The 18,988-nt window shown below is 70.9% G+C and carries 18 protein-coding genes; 13 read left to right on the plus strand and 5 right to left on the minus strand.

Annotation, left to right across the window (positions count from 1 at the left end; genetic code table 11):
* Positions 1-27 precede the first annotated feature (27 nt).
* From ABIC53_RS11050 to ABIC53_RS11065, 4 genes are all read left to right on the plus strand, one after another.
* On the plus strand, positions 28-969 hold the full coding sequence (locus tag ABIC53_RS11050) for a Dyp-type peroxidase (protein WP_282501934.1): 942 nt from the start codon (positions 28-30) through the stop codon (positions 967-969).
* Positions 966-2,027, plus strand: a complete 1,062-nt coding sequence (locus tag ABIC53_RS11055; protein WP_282501933.1) for an FUSC family protein — start codon at positions 966-968, stop codon at positions 2,025-2,027. Before ABIC53_RS11050 ends, ABIC53_RS11055 begins: the two co-directional genes overlap by 4 nt.
* Positions 2,028-2,100: 73 nt before the next feature.
* A complete protein-coding gene (locus ABIC53_RS11060) occupies positions 2,101-2,571 on the plus strand; it encodes a redoxin domain-containing protein (RefSeq protein WP_354451473.1) in 471 nt (156 codons plus the stop codon).
* 12 nt (positions 2,572-2,583) lie between these two features.
* Entirely contained in the window at positions 2,584-3,111 is a 528-nt protein-coding gene (locus ABIC53_RS11065; protein WP_282501931.1) for a DsbA family protein, read from the plus strand.
* A 55-nt stretch (positions 3,112-3,166) separates the two neighbouring features.
* Here the strand turns inward: ABIC53_RS11065 and ABIC53_RS11070 are convergent, their stop codons facing one another.
* Together ABIC53_RS11070 and ABIC53_RS11075 are read right to left on the minus strand one after the other, a co-directional pair.
* Complete coding sequence (locus tag ABIC53_RS11070; RefSeq protein WP_282501930.1) at positions 3,167-4,363, minus strand: MFS transporter; 1,197 nt, start codon at positions 4,361-4,363, stop codon at positions 3,167-3,169.
* Positions 4,364-4,431: 68 nt separating this feature from the next.
* Positions 4,432-5,643, minus strand: a complete 1,212-nt coding sequence (locus tag ABIC53_RS11075; RefSeq protein WP_354451476.1) for a cupin domain-containing protein — start codon at positions 5,641-5,643, stop codon at positions 4,432-4,434.
* 152 nt (positions 5,644-5,795) lie between these two features.
* Between ABIC53_RS11075 and ABIC53_RS11080 the strand changes: the two genes are divergently transcribed.
* Positions 5,796-6,524: a YoaK family protein gene (locus tag ABIC53_RS11080; protein ID WP_282501928.1), complete on the plus strand. Its 729-nt coding sequence runs from the start codon at positions 5,796-5,798 to the stop codon at positions 6,522-6,524.
* A 159-nt stretch (positions 6,525-6,683) separates the two neighbouring features.
* Here the strand turns inward: ABIC53_RS11080 and ABIC53_RS11085 are convergent, their stop codons facing one another.
* Positions 6,684-7,481, minus strand: a complete 798-nt coding sequence (locus ABIC53_RS11085; RefSeq protein ID WP_282501927.1) for an MOSC domain-containing protein — start codon at positions 7,479-7,481, stop codon at positions 6,684-6,686.
* Between the two features lie 177 nt (positions 7,482-7,658).
* Between ABIC53_RS11085 and ABIC53_RS11090 the strand changes: the two genes are divergently transcribed.
* The 6 genes from ABIC53_RS11090 (at position 7,659) to ABIC53_RS11115 (ending at position 14,689) form a co-directional block, all read left to right on the plus strand.
* The gene (locus ABIC53_RS11090) at positions 7,659-8,570 is read left to right on the plus strand and encodes a formate/nitrite transporter family protein (RefSeq protein WP_112616051.1); all 912 of its coding nucleotides are present in this window, start codon (positions 7,659-7,661) and stop codon (positions 8,568-8,570) included.
* A gap of 75 nt (positions 8,571-8,645) precedes the next feature.
* A complete protein-coding gene (gene nirB, locus ABIC53_RS11095) occupies positions 8,646-11,222 on the plus strand; it encodes a nitrite reductase large subunit NirB (RefSeq protein ID WP_354451479.1) in 2,577 nt (858 codons plus the stop codon).
* Positions 11,219-11,626: a nitrite reductase small subunit NirD gene (nirD, locus tag ABIC53_RS11100; protein ID WP_354451481.1), complete on the plus strand. Its 408-nt coding sequence runs from the start codon at positions 11,219-11,221 to the stop codon at positions 11,624-11,626. Before nirB ends, nirD begins: the two co-directional genes overlap by 4 nt.
* Positions 11,623-12,852 (plus strand): uroporphyrinogen-III C-methyltransferase, encoded by a 1,230-nt coding sequence (cobA, locus tag ABIC53_RS11105; RefSeq protein ID WP_323987103.1) that lies wholly within the window; start codon positions 11,623-11,625, stop codon positions 12,850-12,852. The genes nirD and cobA overlap by 4 nt, the downstream gene beginning before the upstream one ends.
* Positions 12,849-13,994: a uroporphyrinogen-III synthase gene (locus tag ABIC53_RS11110; RefSeq protein ID WP_354451483.1), complete on the plus strand. Its 1,146-nt coding sequence runs from the start codon at positions 12,849-12,851 to the stop codon at positions 13,992-13,994. Before cobA ends, ABIC53_RS11110 begins: the two co-directional genes overlap by 4 nt.
* The gene (locus ABIC53_RS11115) at positions 13,991-14,689 is read left to right on the plus strand and encodes a sirohydrochlorin chelatase (protein WP_354451485.1); all 699 of its coding nucleotides are present in this window, start codon (positions 13,991-13,993) and stop codon (positions 14,687-14,689) included. Before ABIC53_RS11110 ends, ABIC53_RS11115 begins: the two co-directional genes overlap by 4 nt.
* Before the next feature lie 26 nt (positions 14,690-14,715).
* Here ABIC53_RS11115 and ABIC53_RS11120 read toward each other — a convergent pair whose 3' ends face one another.
* Positions 14,716-15,384: a ThuA domain-containing protein gene (locus ABIC53_RS11120; RefSeq protein ID WP_112616041.1), complete on the minus strand. Its 669-nt coding sequence runs from the start codon at positions 15,382-15,384 to the stop codon at positions 14,716-14,718.
* A 99-nt stretch (positions 15,385-15,483) separates the two neighbouring features.
* Positions 15,484-16,110, minus strand: coding sequence for a TetR/AcrR family transcriptional regulator (locus ABIC53_RS11125; RefSeq protein WP_354451487.1), 627 nt, complete (start codon positions 16,108-16,110; stop codon positions 15,484-15,486).
* Positions 16,111-16,173: 63 nt separating this feature from the next.
* On the opposite strand from ABIC53_RS11125, the gene ABIC53_RS11130 reads away from it, so the two are divergent.
* Together ABIC53_RS11130 and ABIC53_RS11135 are read left to right on the plus strand one after the other, a co-directional pair.
* On the plus strand, positions 16,174-17,265 hold the full coding sequence (locus ABIC53_RS11130) for an agmatine deiminase family protein (RefSeq protein ID WP_354451489.1): 1,092 nt from the start codon (positions 16,174-16,176) through the stop codon (positions 17,263-17,265).
* Positions 17,262-18,983: an amidase gene (locus tag ABIC53_RS11135; RefSeq protein ID WP_354451491.1), complete on the plus strand. Its 1,722-nt coding sequence runs from the start codon at positions 17,262-17,264 to the stop codon at positions 18,981-18,983. The genes ABIC53_RS11130 and ABIC53_RS11135 overlap by 4 nt, the downstream gene beginning before the upstream one ends.
* Positions 18,984-18,988: the final 5 nt, after the last annotated feature.

The raw sequence follows: 18,988 nt of genomic DNA on the forward strand, positions 1-18,988 counted from the left end.
ACGAATGCGAGAGCGAGCGGACACCGGATGAACAACGTCGAGACAGGACCGACACAGGCACCAGGAGCACCTCTCACCGCGAATGCGGTGTTCCTGGTCGTGACCATCGCGCCAGGCGGCGTCGACATCGTGCGCGACGTTCTCGCCGATCTCTCCGATTCGATGAAAGCCATCACCTTCCGATTTCCGGAGGCGGCGTTGACGTGCACGGTGGGAGTCGGCAGCCGCGTGTGGGCGTCGCTCATGCAGAGCGCTCCCCCCGCGCAGCTCCGCCCCTTCACGCCGGTCGTCGGGGCGAGGCATACGGCACCCGCGACACCGGGGGATCTGCTCTTCCACATCCGCGCGGAACGCACGGACGTCTGCTTCTTCTTCGAGAAGCGCCTGCTGAGTGATCTCGGTGCGGCGGTGCACGTCGTCGATGAGACGGTGGGCTTCCGCTCTTTCGATCGTCGCGACCTGTTGGGTTTCGTCGATGGAACGGCGAATCCGGTTGAACCGGCCATCGATGCCACCGTCCTCGTCGCCGACGAGGACCCCGTACACACCGGAGGCACCTATGTCGTGACGCAGAAGTACGTGCACGCGATGGCCGAGTGGGATTCGCTGCCCGTCGAGACACAGGAGCGGATCCTCGGACGCACGAAGGTCGATGGGATCGAGCTGGATGACGCCCCCAGCGGCCAGCAGTCACACAAGTCCCTGGCGACCATCGAGGACGACCACGGTGTCGAGCACGACATCGTCCGCGACAACATGCCGTTCGGCAGGCCCGGAGCGGGAGAGTTCGGCACCTACTTCCTCGGGTACAGCCGCAACCTCTGGGTCATCCAGCAGATGATCGAGCGGATGTTCATCGGACATCCTCCGGGGATGCACGACCGGCTGCTCGACTTTTCCACCGCGTTGACCGGCACCGTGTTCTTCGCCCCGTCCGCCGCCGAGCTCGACGCGCTCGGCAGCGGATGAGCAGGCGCGTCTGGCGTCAGCTGTTCGCCCTCCGACCGGCTCCGCGCCAGTGGCCGGCCGCACTGCAGGCTGCTCTGGCCGTCGCCGTTCCCCCGCTGCTCGGACTCGTCATCGGCGAACCACGTTGGGGGTCGGTCGGTTCCCTCGGCGCTCTCATCGTCCTGCACCTCCCCGACCGGTCGCGCAGAGAACGTGCTGTCGCGCTACCGATCATCGCCGGCGCTCTTCTGGTGGCCGCGTGTGTCGGTGCGGCGCTGGGTACAGCGCTCATTCCCGGCCTCGTGGCCATGTCCGTCATCGCCGTCGGCGGGTCGTTCCTCGCGCAGGCGCTGGCGGTCGGTCCGCCCGGGGCGCTCTTCCTCGTCCTCATCACCGGCTCTGCCGGCCAGCTCGTGGCCCCCGCGGCTGCCGGCGGTGCCGGCATGAGCTGTCTCGAGGTCGTGGCTTCACTCGCCGGCGGTGCGCTCCTGGGGTATCTGATCGTGGTGCTGCCGCTGCTCGCGCCCACGATCCGAGCCCGCGACCGGATGATATTCGCGCAGCGAACGCCCTGGCGCTTCGCAGTCCCCGCATCCGCTCGCCTGATCGTCGCTCGGATCGCTGCGTCCGCGGTGCTCGCTGTACCGGTCAGCGCGACCCTCGGCCTGCATCATGCGGCGTGGGTCATGTTGGCGTGCCTCGGAATCCTTCAGAAAGACGCGGACGTCTATTCAGCAGTCCTGCGGGGTACGCAGCGCCTCATCGGCACCGGACTCGCCATCCTCCTCGTGATCGTCCTGGCGGCCATCGAGCCCCGGGGGTGGGAGCGCATCGCCTGGGCGGCCGGGTTGATCTTCCTCTTCGAGCTCCTGCTCCGACGGAACCTGACCTGGGCGCTCGCCGTCGTCACACCGATGGCGGTGCTGCTCGCCTCAACCGCAGGGCAACCCATCAGCGAGGTCGCGGCCGAGCGCGTCGTCGACACGATCGCTGGTGCCGGAATCGCGGGAGTCGTCCTTCTCGCCGCCGTGACAGGGGAGCGCCGGCGCAGCACGACCGGTTCGACACATGTCGGATGACGTTCGAACGCGCGGCCTACGGGAGCCCCATCTCACCCGAGCACAGTGAGGGTACGTTCAGAAAGGGCCGATCATGCCAGACATCCTGCAACCGGGGAACCATGCGCCGCACTTCAGTCTCCGGGTGACCGCCGACCAGTCGCTGAGTTCAGATGAGCTCCTCGGCAGCCCCGTTGTCCTCGCGTTCTACCCCGCCGACTGGAGTCCCGTCTGCGGCGACCAGCTGTCCGTCATCAATGAGGCTCTGCCGCTGATCCGCGCCCGGGGCGCGCAGGTGGTCGCCGTGTCCGTCGACAACGTGTGGTCGCACGAGGCGTTCACGGCAGCTCACTCACTGCACTTCCCGCTGCTCAGCGATTTCGAGCCGAAGGGGGCGGTCGCACGACTCTTCGGTGCGTACGACGACGCCGTGGGCGAAGCGCGCCGAGCGCTCTTCGTCATCGACCCCGCCGGCGTCATCGCTTGGAGCTACCTCGCGCCCGTCGCCGTCAACCCCGGCGTCGACGGCGTACTCGATGCCCTCGACACCCTCACCCACAACTGAAAGGAGAGGACCATGTCCTCACTTCGCGTTCCCGTCTCCTCACACGACCACAGCTCGGGTCCCGCCGACGCGGCGGTGGTTCTCGTCGAGTACGGCGACTATCAGTGCCCCTATTGCGGTGCCGCGTATCCCGTCGTCGCGAAGCTGCTCGCCGCATACGAGGGGCAGGTGCGTTTCGTCTTCCGGAACTTCCCGCTCGCCGAACTGCACCCCGAGGCGGTCGATGCAGCGTTCATCGCCGAGTTCGCGGCCGAACACGGCAAGTTCTGGGAGGCTCACGACCTGCTGTTCGAACACCAACGACAGCTGGGCCCCGACCTCTATGCGACGATCTGCGAGCGCCTCGGCCTGCCGATGGACGAGCTCCGCGCGGCGGTGGCCGAGGGACGCTACCTGTCGCGAATCCGCGCCGACGAAGAAGGCGGCATCCGCAGCGGCGTCAACGGGACGCCGACGTTCTTCCTCAACGGCCATCGCGTCGACTCCGGTACGGACGGCCTCGCCGACGCCCTCGCGGATGTTATTCGTCGCTCTGCGTGAGCCATGGCGATAGCGAAGGGCCGCCGGGAGCATCTCGGCGGCCCTTCCCTGTTGCTCAGCGCGCGGCGCGACGCATCCGCAGTGCCGCAGTCACCGTCACGACGCCCACCAGGACGACGAACGCCAGAAGCACGGTGGTCTGGGGCAGCACGGTCAACGCTCCCCCGATAGCGAGCACCGGAAGCGCCAGACCGCAATACGCGACGAGGAACATCGCGGCGAGCGTCTCACCTGTGCGACCCGGTTCCGCGATCTCCGAGGCGGTGGCCAGCGCACATCGGAACAGCGCGCCGACGCCCGCCCCGCCGACGATCCCGCCGAGAAGGAAGAGAGCGAGCGACGGCGCGAGAGCCCCGCCGGCGATCACGAGCAGACCGACTCCACAGGCGATGGCGGCGAACAGCAGCTGGGTGCGATACGCGACGCGGGCCAGAAGCCCCTGAGCGGCGGCGGCGGACCCGAAGACGAGGAAGACGGTAATCCCGGCCACGAGGTGGCCGTGCTCGTCGAAGATGCCGACGAGGATCGACGGGGCCAGAGAGGTGAACAGCCCGAAGAGCGCGAAACCTGCGAAAGCCGCGAAGGCGGCAGCCACGAAGCGGTCGCGGGACGCCGCGGGGACCGCGACCTTCTGCGGACGATATGTGCGCCGAGCCGCGGTGACGGTCTCCGGAACAAGCGCGACGGCGATGGCCAGGAGAATGAGGACCACGGCGAACACGGTGTGCGGAAGGTGCAGCGGGTCGGGCAGGAAGTCGGCGAAGAGCCCGCCGATGAGGGGGCCGAGGGCGAGACCGCCGAGGTTCGCTCCCCCGGCGACGGATGCCGCGACGACGGCGTTCTCGTCTGGTCGCGCCCGAGCCCGCAACTCGCCGAGGTGCGCAGTCGCGGTCGCCGTGAGCACGCCGATACTGACGCCGTTGACGATTCGGGCGATCAGCAGCCCCGGGACGTCGGTGAATACCGTGAACAGCATCGCGGACAGCGCGGAGATGACGATGGCGATGACGAGCATCCGTCGTCGCCCCATCCAGTCGCTGACGTGCCCGAGCAGGAACAGGCTCGCAACCACCCCGGCCGCGTATGCCGCGAACACGACGGTGACGACGGAGACGGGGAACCCGTCGAGCTGCTGATAGAGCGGGTACAGGGGTGTGGGGACGGTGGAGTACGCCATCACCAGGAGGAACGCGACCGCGACCACCCAGAACGGCGTGGTGCGGCGTGTGACGTGTGAGTGTGTGGGGGCCAACGCGTGCAGCTTTCTCGGGGAGCGTGCCGTTCATCGCCTCGGGCATGAACCCGAGGCGATGTCGCGGCTCATCGCAGCGGTGTGATGCCCTGCGAGCCGCGCGGGAAGGTCGCGAGAACCGCAGGGTCGATGTTGAGGTGCGCCGAGACGAGCTGCGGCGGCACGTGGGACAGCCAGTTCGCGAGGGAGATCTCCTCGTACTTGTCGGCGCGGAACACCTCGAGGAACTGCAGCACGTCGTCACCGGTGTTCTCGATGTAGTGGCCGAAGTTTTTGCGGACCACGCCCACGTCGCCGGCACGGAAGTCCGTGGTGTTCGCATGCGGTCCGGTGTTGAACACCGTCATGCGGGCAGAACCGCGAAGGTAGTACTGCCACTCATCGGCATTCGGGTGCCAATGCAGCTCTCGCATGGAGCCCGGCTCGACGGTGACGAGTGCCGCGGCGACCGTGGATGAGTACGTGTAGTTGGTCGAGTCGGCGATCTGGATGGAGCCGCCCGTGTTCTCGTAGAGCGGCTTCGATCGCGAGAGGCGGAAGATGACCGGCTCCATGCCCCACTCGACGCCGGCCGCGGCCTGGTCGGCCTCGAGCGCCGGCGGCTCGTCACCGGGGAAGATCCACAGGTTGTGCAGAGGGATGTCGGAGAAGACCTCCTGGGCAACGCCGAAGTTCTTCGCCAGGACCTCCGGCGGCGTGTGAGCGAACCAGTCGGTGAGGAGCAGCGTGTTCGACTCGGACTGGTCGCCGTCATCGAAGGCGAGGACGAACTCGGCCCCGTCGGGTCCGAGACCCTGGAGCGAGTGCGGCGTACCGGCGGGGAAGAACCACAGATCGCCCTCCTCCACGTCTTCCACGGCGGGAAGACCGGAGCGACTGAGGGTCGTGACGCGCGCTTTGCCCCGGGTCATGACGGCCCACTCGGCAGTCTGGTGCCAGTGCAGCTCACGAATGCCGCCGGGCTCGAGGTACATGTTGACGCCGGCGATCTCGTCGGAGATGTGGAAGTCCTGCTTCGTCAGCTCCCGCGCCCAGCCGCCCCGCTGGACGCGGCGCGGCGAGATGTTGAACGAGGACCAGAAGAACGGCTGGGTGCTGATGTCGGTCGCCGGCGCGTGAATCTGGTTGGGGAACTGCGAGGTGATAGCCGTGTTCTGCGGGCCGGTCATCGTGTTGCTCTGCGGGCGATCGGCGATGTTGACCTCGCCCTCCTGCGGCAAGTCGGGGTTGCCCAGCGTGGGAACCTCGTGCCCGACGGGGACGTTCTCAGACGAATCCATGGCTTGCTCCTTCGTGACGGATCCGGACGGTATTCAGGAGTCTGGCGATGCCCCGCGATGCGTCACAGGGATAGCTGACGAACGGGTATTCGACACTCGTCGGACGCCGTCGATCGCTCCGTTCGCTTGGGTGGAAGGCCCCGGGAGGTTCCATGTCGCTCGCCCACGCCTCATCGATTCGTCGCTACCCGCTCCTGGAGACGGTGTGGGCGTCGGCATCTCTCGCGTTCGTCTCCGGACTGCTCGACGCATGGACGTTCGGCCAGGTCGGCACGTTCGCGACCGTGCAATCCGGCAATCTCATCTCGCTGGGCTACGCCACCGCGGAGGGAGACGTCGACCGCGCGCTCCTTGCGGCCAGTTCCGTTCTCGTCTTCGCGGCCGGAGCCTTCGCGTGCAGCATCCTCATCCTCGGGCTCGCTCGCCGGGGGAAGTCGTACTCGGCGCCCGTCCTTCTCGGCGAGGTCGTGATCGTCACGGTCCTCGCCGTGCTGAGCGTCACCCGCGGATCGGAACCGATGTGGATCGCCGGGGCCGTCAGCTTCGTCGCCGGCGTTCAGGGCAACGCCTTTCACCGCGAGACGGGGATGCTCTATGGCAACATCGCCGTCACCTCGGTCATCCAGATGGCCGCCGGCCTGCTGGGACGCGCGGTCGCACGCCGCATCGCCGACGACGGTGAACAGCACCTCCGCCCGGCAGGGGCGTACGTGGCCGTGCTCGTCGCATTCGCTGCGGGAGGCGGGCTCGGCTTCAGCGCGAACGCGGTCCGGTCCGGCTTCTCGTTGATTCTCGCCGCTGCGGTTCTCCTCGGGCTGTGGACGTGTGCCGTCCGCGGACGCGGGGCCGTCGACCCGGCGCAGAACGCGCCGACGCCGTAGAAGCTCCCGCCGCCGACATCCCGGCTCAGCCCTCGAGCACCAACCCCGTACCGCGCTGCAAGGCGCCGCGACCGACACGCCGCTCAGCGGCATCCGTCCCGGGGTGTCGGTCGGGAACACTTGCATCCCGGCACCCACGAACGGATGCCGCCACCCGGTTCAGCCCTCGACGACGACCTCGTCGCCCACCCGCACCACTCCCCCGCCGTCGGCGGGGAGGAGCAGGATGCCGAGGGTCGGCTCGGCCTGATCGAACTCGGTCGTCAGCACGCGCAGCAGCCGCGCGTCGCGCTCGCCCGTGTCGGGGTTGGCCATGATCGCGGCGCACCGGCCGATGGGGCGCTGCACGTCGAACGCGACCTCACCGATGCGGGCACGGCCGCTCCAGCCGAGTTCGTCCCACGCACCGACACCCGAAACGACGATGTTCGAGCGGAACCGGCGGCTGTCGACGGGCGCGGCCACCGCAGCATCCACGTCCTCGACCGAGGCGGCACCGTGCAGCGAGACGTAACCGCGGGCGCGGTCCTGGAAGCGCGAGGTCGCGCCGTCGCCGACGAGCCGCAGCGGCAGCACGCCGTCGCGGTCGAGGCGTCGCGCGTCGCCCGAGCCCCGCACGAATGCGGTGATCGCGTCCTCGAGCTCGCGCCGCCCGGCGTCGTTGAGCCCCGCGTCCGCGAGCACCGCGCCATCGACGCTCAGCCGCAGCCGCCGCGCGTCGGCGTCGAAGTCCAGCGCCACGCGCGCGAGCGCCGGGAAGTCCATGAGCGCGAGGCCGCGGCTCTTCGGCCATGACTCGAGGCCGTCGGCGTCCTCCGGCTCCACCGCGTCGGCGAAGCGGAACGCGAGCACCCGGTCGCCGGCGATCCGGCCGTCGGGCTGGACGACGAGCTCGTCGCGCGCTTCGGGAGTGAACCCCTTGACGGGATAGCGGTACAGGGCGGAGACGACGGGCACACCGCTACTCTGCACCACCCCGCCCGAATCGCCACCAGAGCCGGCGATCTCACAACCGCCGACGGCCCGAAGAGAGAAAGAGGTAACGGAACGGACGATCAGCGAGACCGCCGGGGAAACACCCCGCCTCTAGCGTCGAGCACCATACCCACCGGCTCTCGACCGAAGGAGGACGCGATGTCCTACGTCAAGCCCACCGAGCTCGTTCAGACCGTCATCGACGCGGGCGCGTCGAAGGTCATGCTCTCGACCCGCGACACGCTCATCCGCTCCATCATGGGCGGCGCCGTCCTCACGATCGCCGCCGCCTTCGCCGTGACCATCACCGTGACGACGGGGATGCCGCTGCTCGGCGCCGTGCTCTTCCCGATCGGCTTCATCATGCTGTACCTGCTCGGCTACGACCTGCTGACCGGCGTCTTCGTGCTCGCACCGCTCGCCTGGCTCGACCGGCGGCCGGGGGTGACGCTCGGCGGCATCCTGCGCAACTGGGGGCTGGTGTTCCTCGGCAACTTCATCGGCGCCTTCACCGTGGCCGTGCTGATGGCGATCGTCGTCACGTACGGCTTCTCGACGCCGCCGAACGAGGTGGGTCAGGCGATCGGCCACATCGGCGAGGGCCGCACGGTCGGCTACGCCGAGCACGGCGCGGCGGGCATGCTCACGCTCTTCGTCCGCGGCGTCCTGTGCAACTGGATGGTCGCGACGGGCGTCGTGCTGGCGATGATCTCGAAGGATGTCATCGGCAAGATCTTCGCGATGTGGATGCCGATCATGCTCTTCTTCTTCATGGGATTCGAGCACTCGATCGTGAACATGTTCCTGTTCCCCTCGGGGCTCCTCCTCGGCGGCGACTTCACGATCATGGACTACCTGATCTGGAACGAGATCCCCACCGTGCTCGGCAACCTCGTCGGCGGCCTCGTCTTCGTCGCGATCCCGCTCTACTTCACCTACGGCCGGCCGACTTCGCCGCGCCGCGTGCGCGCGCCGAAGCGAACCCGTGCGACCGGGACCGCCGAGCCTGTAGCCACCGAGCCCGCCGCCGCGGAGCCGGCAGCCGTCGAGCCCGCGACCGCCCGGGTGTGACCCATGGTCCGCACCGTAAACAGCCGGAAACACGCCGCTGACGGCGCCGCAACCTCGCCCGCGTACGGTCACGACATGAGCTCCACCGGCCCCACCCGACACGTCGTCGTGGTGGGTGCCGGGATGGTCGCCCACCGTTTCGTGGAGAGCCTGCTGAGCCGCGCAGACGACACCTGGCGCGTGACGGTCGTCGGCGACGAGCCCCGCCACCCGTACGACCGGGTCGGGCTGACGTCGTTCTTCGCCGGCGCCTCCGCCGACGACCTCGAGCTCGACCGCTCTCCCTTCGGCGACGAGCGCGTCCGGTTCCTCCGCGGGCGCACCGTCACCGGCATCGATCGCGACGCCGGCGAGGTGCTCGTCGATTCCGGCGAGCGCATCGGCTATGACCGGCTCGTGCTCGCGACGGGCTCGTACGCGGCCCGGCTCGCCGTGGACGGATACGACCACGAGGGCTGCTTCGTCTACCGCACCCTCGACGATGTCGAAGCGCTCGAGGCGTTCGTGCAGCGCCGGTCGGCTGCGCTCGGCCGACGGCTGACCGGAACCGTCATCGGCGGCGGCCTGCTCGGCCTCGAAGCGGCGGGCGCGTTGCAGGGACTCGACGTCGACTGCACCGTCGTGCAGTCCTCCGACAGGCTGATGTCGGCTCAGCTCGATCTTCCGGCCGGAGATGCCCTGCGCCGCCTGATCACGGCACGGGGGATCGGGGTGCGCACCTCGTCACTGACCACACGGCTCGACGCCGATCGCAGCGGACAGGTCGTGGGCCTGGAGTTCCACGACGGCACGTGGGAGCGCACCGACGTCGTGGTCTTCACCGTCGGCGTCCGCCCCCGCGACGAGCTCGCCCGCGATGCCGGCCTCGCCGTCGACCCGCGCGGCGGCGTCGTGATCGACCAGGGGTGCGACACCTCGGATGCCCGAATCCTGGCGATCGGCGAGGTCGCCAGCTTCGGCGGGCAGTGCGTCGGGCTCGTCGCTCCCGGCTACGCGATGGCCGAGGTCGCCGCGACGCGCCTGCTCGGGCTCGAGGCCAGCTTCGGCGGCTTCGACGTGTCGACGAAGCTGAAGCTGTCGGGCGTGGATGTCGCGAGCTTCGGCGACGCGTTCGCCGAGACGCCCGGAGCGCTCGACGTCGTGTACGCCGACCCCGTGGCCGGGGTCTACAAGAAGCTCGTGCTCTCCGACGACGCGAAGACACTGCTCGGCGGCATCCTCGTCGGAGACGCGTCGGCCTACGGGGCGCTGCGTCCGCTCGTGGGCGGCGCGCTCGGCGGCGACCCGGTCGCCTACCTGATGCCGGACGGCGGCGTCGCGGCCCCGACCGGCGAGCTGCCCGATGCGGCCCTCGTCTGCACGTGCAACAGCGTGACCGCCGGTGGCATCCGTTCGGCCGTCCACGACGAGGGATGCACGGATGTCGCCGCCGTCAAGGCCTGCACGAAGGCCGGAGCCGCGTGCGGCTCGTGCGTCCCCATGATCAAGAAGCTGGTCGGCGCCGAGCTCGCGAAGTCGGGGGCGACCGTCAGCAACGCCCTCTGCGCGCACTTCGACCTGTCGCGCCGGCAGCTCTTCGACGCGGTGCGGGTGTCGGGCCTGACGACGTTCAGCGCCGTGATCGAGCGCTTCGGCGCGGGGCGCGGATGCGACATCTGCAAGCCCGCGCTCGCCAGCATCCTGTCGACCCTCACCGGCCGTCACGTGCTCGACGGCGAGAACGCGACGCTGCAGGACACGAACGATCACGTCATGGCGAACATGCAGAAGGACGGCAGCTACTCCGTCGTCCCGCGCATCCCCGGCGGCGAGATCACCCCGGCGAAGCTGCTCGTGATCGCGCAGGTCGCCCAGGACTTCAACCTGTACACGAAGATCACCGGCGGCCAGCGGATCGACCTCTTCGGGGCCCGGTTGGAACAGCTGCCGGCGATCTGGGGGCGACTCGTCGAGGCCGGCTTCGAGTCGGGTCACGCGTACGGCAAGTCGCTGCGCACCGTGAAGTCGTGCGTGGGGTCGACCTGGTGCCGGTACGGGGTGCAGGACTCCGTCGGCATGGCGGTGCGCCTCGAGCTGCGGTACCGGGGCCTGCGCGCTCCGCACAAGTTCAAGCTCGGGGTCTCGGGATGCGCCCGCGAATGCGCCGAGGCCCGCGGGAAGGACGTGGGGGTGATCGCGACCGAGACCGGGTGGAACGTCTACGTCGGCGGAAACGGCGGGTTCACTCCGCGTCACGCGGTGCTGCTGGCCGAGAACCTCGACGACGACGCCCTCCTGACGACGATCGACCGCTTCCTGATGTACTACATCTCGACGGCCGACCGGCTGCAGCGGACGGCTCCGTGGTTCGAAGACCTCGAGGGCGGGATCGACGGTCTGCGCGCCGTCATCTTCGACGATGCGCTCGGGATCTGCGCCGATCTGGATGCCGCGATGGCGCGCCACATCGACGCGTACGAGGACGAGTGGGCGGCCACCCTCGCCGACCCCGAGAAGCTGCGGCGCTTCGCGTCGTTCGTCAACGCGCCGACGACGCCGGACCCGTCGCTGGCGTACACCGTCGAGCGAGGTCAGCCGCGGCCCGCGACCGCCGACGAACGCACGGACGACCGCGTGCTCATCGCCGGCACGACCCTGGAGGTGCGGCGATGACCCTCGTGACCGAGACCGAGACCGAGACCGAGACCGAGCGCCACGCGCAGGGCCGCAGCTCGGCATGGACGGCAGTGTGCCGGCTCGACGACCTCGAGGTCGAACGCGGCCGTGCGGCGCTGCTCGGAGACCGGCAGATCGCCCTGTTCCTCCTGCACGACGGTCGTGTCCACGCGACGGCCAACCTCGACCCGTACAGCGGCGCGCACGTCATGTCGCGCGGGATCGTCGGCACTCGCGGCGACGCACCCACCGTCGCGTCCCCCATGTACAAGCAGGTCTTCGACCTGCGGACGGGCGCGTGCCTCGACACCCAGGGCAAGGACCCACGGATGCTGCCGGTCTGGCCGGTGGCCGTGAACGGCGAAGGCACCGTCTTCATCCGCGACGGAGGTGCGGCATGACGACGATGCTCGGGCTCTCGCTCACCGGCCGCCGCGTCGTCTTCGTCGGCGGCGGCGCCGTCGCCGCCCGCAGACTCGGCCGATTCCTCGACGAAGGGGCCGACGTCCGCATCGTCTCACCGGAGCTCGGTGACGCGATGCGCGCCGCAGTCGCCGCCCACGGGCTGACGTGGGTGTCCCGCGAAGCGCGGCGCGACGACATCGCCGACGCCTGGCTCGTGCACACAGCCACCGGCATCCCTCGCGTGGATGCCGCGGTCGCGGCCTGGTGCGAATCCGAACGGGTCTTTTGCGTCAACACGTCCGACGGCGCGCACGGCACCGCGCGACTGACGGCCGAGACCCGCAGCGGCGACGTCATCGTGGGGGTCGCCTCGGACGCGGGCGTCGACCCGCGGCGCGCCGTACGCCTGCGCGATGCAATCGCCGCCGCCCTGCGTGCCGGAATGCTGCCGCTGCGCCGACGCCGCCGCGGCGGCGGCCGCGTCGACCTCGTCGGCGGCGGCCCGGGTCCGGCCGACCTCATGACCGTACGGGGTCGGCGCCTGCTCGCCGAAGCGGATGTCGTCGTGGCCGACCGGCTCGGCCCCGTCGACGTCCTTCACGAGCTCGAGCCCGGTGTCGAGGTCATCGACGTCGGCAAGCAGCCCGGCCACCACCCGGTGACGCAGGACGAGATCAACGCCCTGCTGGTCGCTCATGCCCGCGCCGGCAAACGCGTCGTGCGCCTGAAAGGCGGCGACCCGTTCGTCTTCGGCCGCGGTGGCGAGGAGGTCGCGGCCTGCCACGCGGCCGGCATCCCGGTCGAGGTCGTCCCCGGCCTCACGAGCATCGTCTCGGTGCCGCAAGCCGCCGGCATCCCGGTCACCCACCGCGGCGTCTCGGGCGGGCTCCACGTCGCCAACGGCCAGGGGCCGATCACGCCGTCGACACGGGCGGCGCTCGGCGACGACGCGATCACGACCGTCTTCCTGATGGGCGTCGCCGCGCTGCCGCGCATCGTCGAGGCCGCGCGGGCCGCGGGCGCTCCTCTCGAGCGTCCGGTCGCCATCGTCGAGCGGGGGCACACGCCGCAGCAGCGCACGACCCGATCGACGCTCGCGACGGTGCTCGCGGATGCCGCAGCCGCCGGTGTCACGAATCCCGCCGTCATCGTGATCGGCGAGGTCGCCCGAGCGGGCCTGCTGCTCGCGCCGGCTGAGGACCGGGAGCGCGTCATCCGGTGAACCAGTCCGTCCGTCCCGCGCTCTCGGCCGCCCTCGGCGGCTGCACGATCGTCATCGCCGTCGATCGGCGATCGAACGAGCTCGCGACGGCGCTCGAGAGACACGGAGCGACCGTGCGCCATGCCCCGGCGCTGAGCATCGTGCCCCACATCGACGACGAGGCACTCATCTCGGCGACGCGCTCGCTCATCGCCGATCCGCCGGATGTCGTCGTCGTGACGACGGGCGTGGGATTCCGGGGCTGGATGGAGGCTGCCGACGAAGCGGGACTCCTCGACGATCTGCACGACGCCTTCGCGGGTGCCCAGATCGTCGCCCGCGGGCCCAAGGCGCGCGGCGCGATCCAGCAAGCGGGTCTGCTGGCGGACTGGGTCGCCGAGTCGGAGACCTCGGGTGAGCTCGGCGGGTTCCTGCTCGCCGAAGGCGTGCGCGGTCGCCGCGTCGCGGTGCAGCATCACGGTTCGGGAGCCGATGGCCTCGACGAACTGTTCACGGGGGCGGGCGCGGAGGTCGTCAGCCTCACCGTGTACCGGTGGGGGCCGCCGCCGGATCCGGCCGCCGTCGCGCGCTCGGTCGTCGCGACCGCGCAGGGTGAGGTCGACGCGGTGCTGTTCACGTCCGCTCCGGGCGCAGCGGAATGGATCGCGACGGCCCGGCGCGAGGGTGTCATCGACGAGATCGTCCGGCGGGCGCGGGGCCGGCGGCTGCTTCTCGCGGCCGTCGGGCCGATCACGGCGGCTCCCCTCCGCGGCGCCGGAGCGGAACCTCTCATCGCCGAGCGCGGGCGGCTGGGCTCGCTCGTCCGTGCCGTGGTCACCCACTTCGGCGGCGAGCACGCACCCTCGCTTCCGACGCCGGCGGGGCTGCTGGAGCTGCGCAGCTCGGCCGCCGTTCTCGATGGCCGCGTCATCCCGCTCTCGCCGACCTCGGCCCTCATCCTCGAAGCGCTGTTCACCGCCGCGGGTGGCGTCGTGAGTCGCGCCGATCTGCAGCGGTCGCTTCCGCGTTCGAACGCCGGCGACCACGCCCTCGACGTCGCGATCGCCCGCACGCGCGAAGCGCTCGGGTGCTCCGGCCTCATCCGGACGGTTGTCAAGCGCGGCTACCGCCTCGACCTCACGACGACGGGAGCGACACCATGACGCCGGTCCTCATCGCCTGCTCCCACGGCACGAGCTCCCTCGAGGGGCGCGCCGCGATCGCCGGCGTCGTGACGCGAGTCCGACAGATGCTTCCCGGAGTGCAGGTCGAAGAGGCGTTCGTCGACGTGCAGGAACCCGAGATCGACGCCGTCGTGGCGGGCGTGCCCGCGGGGGCGGCATCCGTCGTGGTGCCTCTCCTGCTCTCCACCGGCTTCCACACGCGGGTCGACATCGCACGTGCGGTCGCAGCGGCTCCCGGCCCGTGCGTCGCGACTCCCGCGCTCGGTCCGCACGACCTGCTGGCCGGTCTGCTCGCCGAACGGCTGCGCACCGCCGGCCTGGGCGCAGCCGACGCGCCGCCCGGCGCCGAGGCCGTCGTGCTCGCGGCGGCGGGATCGTCCGATCCGGCGGCCGAGGTCGACGTCGCGGCGATGGCCGACCTGCTGGCCGCCCGCCTGGGGATGCCGGTGTCGGTGGGTTTCGCCGCGGGCGCCGGCATCCGCATCGACGCGGCGGTCGCGGCCGCGCGCTCCGCCGGAGCGACACGCGTCTTCGCCGCGAGCTATGTCCTCGCGCCCGGGCACTTCGCGGCCGTGATCGCGGGCGCCGGCGCCGACGTCGTGACCGACCCCCTCGCGCCCGACGAGGCGGTGGCAGCCGTCGTCGTCGAGAGGTACCGCGCCTCGCTTCGCTGACGCGTCGGGTACCGCTGGCACGCGATTCAGCTGCCGGCGACCGCCCAGGCCGCGAGGGCGGCGACCAGCGTGCGATGGCCCGAGGCCTCGAAGGCTTGCGCGTCGTGGCCGAGCACGTCGACCGCGATGCGCCCGCCGCCGTACTCCCGCACCCACGCCGCGGCCTCCTTCGCGCCGTCGCCCTCGTGCCACGCCACGACGGTGCGCTGCCCGAGCCGCTGCAGCGCGCAGTAGCGCTCGTCGTGGGTGTGGAAGGTGGTCGGCACCTCGGCGGGCACGGCATCCGGCTCGACCTGGACCGTCATCTCGCCCGCCTCCGGGTGGAACGACAGCTCGGGCAGCCAGATCGCGCCGAGCGCCGGCGCCCACTCCGGGTAGTCACGCAGCGATGAGACCGCCGAGTGCACGGCAAGGACGCCGATGCCGCGCTCGAGCGCCGCGGCGAATCCGGCCACGGACGACGGCGGAGCACCCCGCGTCAGGCTGGTGCCGCTGCGCCACGGGTCGCCCGCGCAGACCGCGACGAGGTCGTATCCGTCGAGGTTCGCCATGCCCTGGTCGACGTCGTCCGAGACGGCGACATCCCAGTCGCGGTGGCGAAGGATGTCGGCGACCTGCGCCCCGACCTCAGCGAAGGGGTGCCACGGATCGGCGTACCGACCCGATCCGGTCAGGACGAGTGCTCGATGTGCCATGGCGGTGTCCCCCTCGCTTGTGTGCTCCCCACCGTAGGGCGACCACCGGAGACGTCGCAGACGGGTTGAGATTGGACGCCGCCTGTGACAGCGACGTGGTCACGCGGCGGTGAGCTCCCCGGGCCGGACTCCGAGCATCGCCTCGACGGCGGTCGACATGAGGCGGATGCGCGCATCGGCGTCGTGCCACGAGACGAGAGCGTGCGCGTTGAGCCCGTCGATCATCCCGAGCACCTGGGCCGCGACGGCGGCGGGGTCGTCGACCCGGAACGATCCCGCGCGGACGCCGTCGCGGATGATGCCCTCGAGGAAGGCGGTCCAGGCATCCATCTGCGCGCGCACGCGCTCGGCGAGCGCTTCGTTCCGGCGACCGAGCGCCCACGACTGCACCCACACGAGGGTGACGTCGGAACGGGTGCCGTCGAGGAGCGTGCGCAGCAGCTCGCGGACGAGGGCGACGGCATCGGGACTGCCCGCCCGCAGGTGCTCGAGATCGCTCAGCTCCGCCGCGACGATCGTCTCGAAGGCGGCGGCGACGACGTCGTCCATGCTCGGGGCGTGGTGCGCGACGAGCGCTGGCCCGACGCCGACGGCCGTCGCGACGGCGCGCAGAGTCACCGCGCTCAGGCCGTGCTCACGGGCGATCCGCTCGGCGGCGGCGGCGATCTGCGCGCGGCGCTGCTCTCCGCTCAGTCTCGCTCGCCCCGCAGAATCCTTTGACGCCATGCCCGCCAGTCTGTACGCTTCCCAGAAATTGATCAACTGATCAACTAGTCCGGGAGGACCGCGATGCCCTGGAGGATGCCGGCCGAGACCGCGCCGCACGAGCGCACGTGGATGGCGTTCCCGCGCGTCGGGTTCACCCTCGGAGACACCGATGCCGACCGGGCCGACGGATACGCCGCCTGGACGGCCGTCGCCCGGGCCGTCGCCGAGTTCGAGCAGGTCTCGATGCTCGTCGATCCGACCGAGACCGCGCGGGCGCGCGACCTGCTGGGCAGCGCCATCGAGCAGCACGAGACGCCGGTCGACGAGTTCTGGATGCGCGACCACGGGCCCACCTTCGTCGTCGACGACGAGCGGCCGGGCGTGCTCGGTGCGGTCGACTGGATCTTCAACGGGTGGGGCGCTCCCGACTGGGCTGATTGGCGCCTCTCGGCCGAACACGCGCGCATCATCGCCGCCCACGTCGGAGCGGAGCTCGTCAGCTCGATGCTCGTCAACGAGGGCGGCGGCATCCACGTCGACGGCGAGGGCACGGTGCTGCTGACCGAGACCGTCCAGCTCGATCCGCGCCGCAATCCCTTCGCCGACCGGGCGCGCGTCGAGGCCGAGATGCTGCGCACGATCGGCGCCGACACGGCCATCTGGCTGCCGCGCGGACTCACGCGCGACTACGACGAGTTCGGCACGAACGGCCACGTCGACATCGTCGCGACCTTCGCCGCGCCCGGACGGGTGCTCCTGCACGCGCAGCCCGACCCCGCGCACCCCGACCACGCCGTGATGCCCGAGATCCGCGCCGCCCTCGAGCCCGCGACGGATGCCGCGGGCCGGCACCTCGAGATCATCGACCTGCCCGGCCCCGCGCAGCTGCGCGACGCCGAGGGCTTCGTCGACTTCAGCTACGTCAACCACCTCGTCGTCAACGGCGGGGTCATCGCGTGCGGCTTCGGCGACCCCGCGGCCGACGACCGGGCCCGCGGCATCCTCGCCGACGCCTACCCCGGCCGCCGCGTCGTGACGGTCGACGCGCGCCCGCTCTTCGCCCGCGGCGGCGGCATCCACTGCATCACCCAGCAGCAGCCCGCCCTGCCCTCCCCCGCCGGACACGCACTTCGTGGCGACTCGACGGGAAGAGCAGCGGGGACAGAGCGGTGATCGAGGTCTACGAGGCCTCCATCGGCGAGCTGGGGGCGGCGCTCGCGAGCGGCGAGGCCACTGCGGTCGAGCTCGTCGAGGCCTACCTCGCCCGCATCGACGCCTACGACGGCCCCGATACCGCCACCGCACTGAACGCGATCGTGGTCCGAAACCCCGATGCCCTCGCCGAAGCCCGCTCGTCGGATGAGCGTCGCGTGCGCGGTGAGAGCCGGGGGCCGCTCGACGGCATCCCCTACACCGCGAAGAACAGCTACCTCGTGCGCGGCCTGACCGCCGCTGCCGGAAGCCCCGCGTTCGCGGACCTCGTCGCGCGACGCGACGCCTTCACGATCGAGCGACTGCGGGATGCCGGCGCCATCTGCCTCGGGCTGACCAACATGCCGCCGATGGCCAACGGCGGCATGCAGCGCGGTCTCTACGGGCGGGCCGAGAGCCCGTACAACGCCGACTATCTGACCGCCCCGTTCGCATCGGGATCGTCGAACGGCTCGGGGACGGCCACCGCAGCGAGCTTCGCCGCGTTCGGGCTCGGCGAAGAGACGTGGTCGAGCGGGCGCGGCCCGGCCTCGCACAACGCCCTCTGCGCCTACACCCCGTCGCGCGGCGTGATCTCGGTGCGCGGCAACTGGCCACTGGTGCCGACGATGGATGTCGTCGTCCCCCACACCCGCACCATGGCCGATCTGCTCGCCGTGCTCGACGTCGTCGTCGCCGACGATCTCGACACGCGCGGCGACTTCTGGCGGATGCAGCCCTGGGTCGAGATCCCGGCAGCCTCCGCCGTCCGCCCGCAGAGCTACCGCGACCTCGCGGTCACGGGCCCCGCCGACGCCCGCGCGATGCTGGCCGGCCGACGCATCGGCATCCCGCGCATGTACATCGGCGCCGACCCGGATGCCGGCACGACCGACTCCCCCGGCATCGGCGGGCCGACCGGGCAGCGCATCGAGACGCGACCGGGCGTGATCGCGCTCTGGCGGTCGCTCCGCGCCGATCTCGAGGCCGCCGGAGCCGAGGTCGTCGAGACCGACTTCCCCGTCGTGTCGCGCTACGAGAACGATCGGCCCGGCGCGGGGTCCATCGCGACGAACGGCCGCGTGAACCCCGAGTACCTGCGCCGCGAGATCGTCGACCTGTCGGCCTGGGCCTGGGACGACTTCCTCCGGGCCAACGGCGACCCCGCCTTCCCCGGTCTCGCGGACGTCGACGGAGCGCGGATCTTCCCGCATCCCGACGGCGCCCTGCCCGAGCGCTACGACGGGTTCGACGACGACATCGCCGAGTACCCCGCCTGGGTCCGCGCACATCCGGGCGTCGCGCTCACCGACATCCCGCATCTCGAGGCCGGGCTTCGCGGCCTCGAAAAGACCCGGCGCGTCGACCTCGAGGAGTGGATGGATGCCGCGGGCCTCGACGCCGTCGTCTTCCCCGCCGTCGCCGATGTCGCTCCCGCAGACATGGACGTCAACCCCGCTTCGGCCGACATCGGGTGGCGCAACGGCACCTGGATCGCCAACGGCAACCTCGCCATCCGCCACCTCGGCATCCCGACCGTGACGGTACCGATGGGGCTCCTCCCCGACATCGGGATACCGGTCGGCCTGACGATCGCCGGACGCGCGTACGACGACAGTGCACTGCTCCGCCTCGGCGCGGCCGTCGAGGCACTCGCCCCTCGCCGGGTCGCGCCACCGCGCACCCCGCCGCTGACCTGACCCCG

The organism is Microbacterium sp. 1262 (genome assembly GCF_040544895.1).
Classification (GTDB): Bacteria; Actinomycetota; Actinomycetes; order Actinomycetales; family Microbacteriaceae; genus Microbacterium; species Microbacterium plantarum.

Bases quoted from the DNA above. Each gene is read 5' to 3' on its own strand.
- ABIC53_RS11050 (WP_282501934.1), top strand. From the start codon at position 28: ATGAACAACGTCGAGACAGGACCGACACAGGCACCAGGAGCACCTCTC.
- ABIC53_RS11055 (WP_282501933.1), top strand. From the start codon at position 966: ATGAGCAGGCGCGTCTGGCGTCAGCTGTTCGCCCTCCGACCGGCTCCG.
- ABIC53_RS11060 (WP_354451473.1), top strand. From the start codon at position 2,101: ATGCCAGACATCCTGCAACCGGGGAACCATGCGCCGCACTTCAGTCTC.
- ABIC53_RS11065 (WP_282501931.1), top strand. From the start codon at position 2,584: ATGTCCTCACTTCGCGTTCCCGTCTCCTCACACGACCACAGCTCGGGT.
- ABIC53_RS11075 (WP_354451476.1), bottom strand. From the start codon at position 5,643: ATGGATTCGTCTGAGAACGTCCCCGTCGGGCACGAGGTTCCCACGCTG.
- ABIC53_RS11080 (WP_282501928.1), top strand. From the start codon at position 5,796: ATGTCGCTCGCCCACGCCTCATCGATTCGTCGCTACCCGCTCCTGGAG.
- ABIC53_RS11090 (WP_112616051.1), top strand. From the start codon at position 7,659: ATGTCCTACGTCAAGCCCACCGAGCTCGTTCAGACCGTCATCGACGCG.
- nirB (WP_354451479.1), top strand. From the start codon at position 8,646: ATGAGCTCCACCGGCCCCACCCGACACGTCGTCGTGGTGGGTGCCGGG.
- nirD (WP_354451481.1), top strand. From the start codon at position 11,219: ATGACCCTCGTGACCGAGACCGAGACCGAGACCGAGACCGAGCGCCAC.
- cobA (WP_323987103.1), top strand. From the start codon at position 11,623: ATGACGACGATGCTCGGGCTCTCGCTCACCGGCCGCCGCGTCGTCTTC.
- ABIC53_RS11115 (WP_354451485.1), top strand. From the start codon at position 13,991: ATGACGCCGGTCCTCATCGCCTGCTCCCACGGCACGAGCTCCCTCGAG.
- ABIC53_RS11120 (WP_112616041.1), bottom strand. From the start codon at position 15,384: ATGGCACATCGAGCACTCGTCCTGACCGGATCGGGTCGGTACGCCGAT.
- ABIC53_RS11125 (WP_354451487.1), bottom strand. From the start codon at position 16,110: ATGGCGTCAAAGGATTCTGCGGGGCGAGCGAGACTGAGCGGAGAGCAG.
- ABIC53_RS11130 (WP_354451489.1), top strand. From the start codon at position 16,174: ATGCCCTGGAGGATGCCGGCCGAGACCGCGCCGCACGAGCGCACGTGG.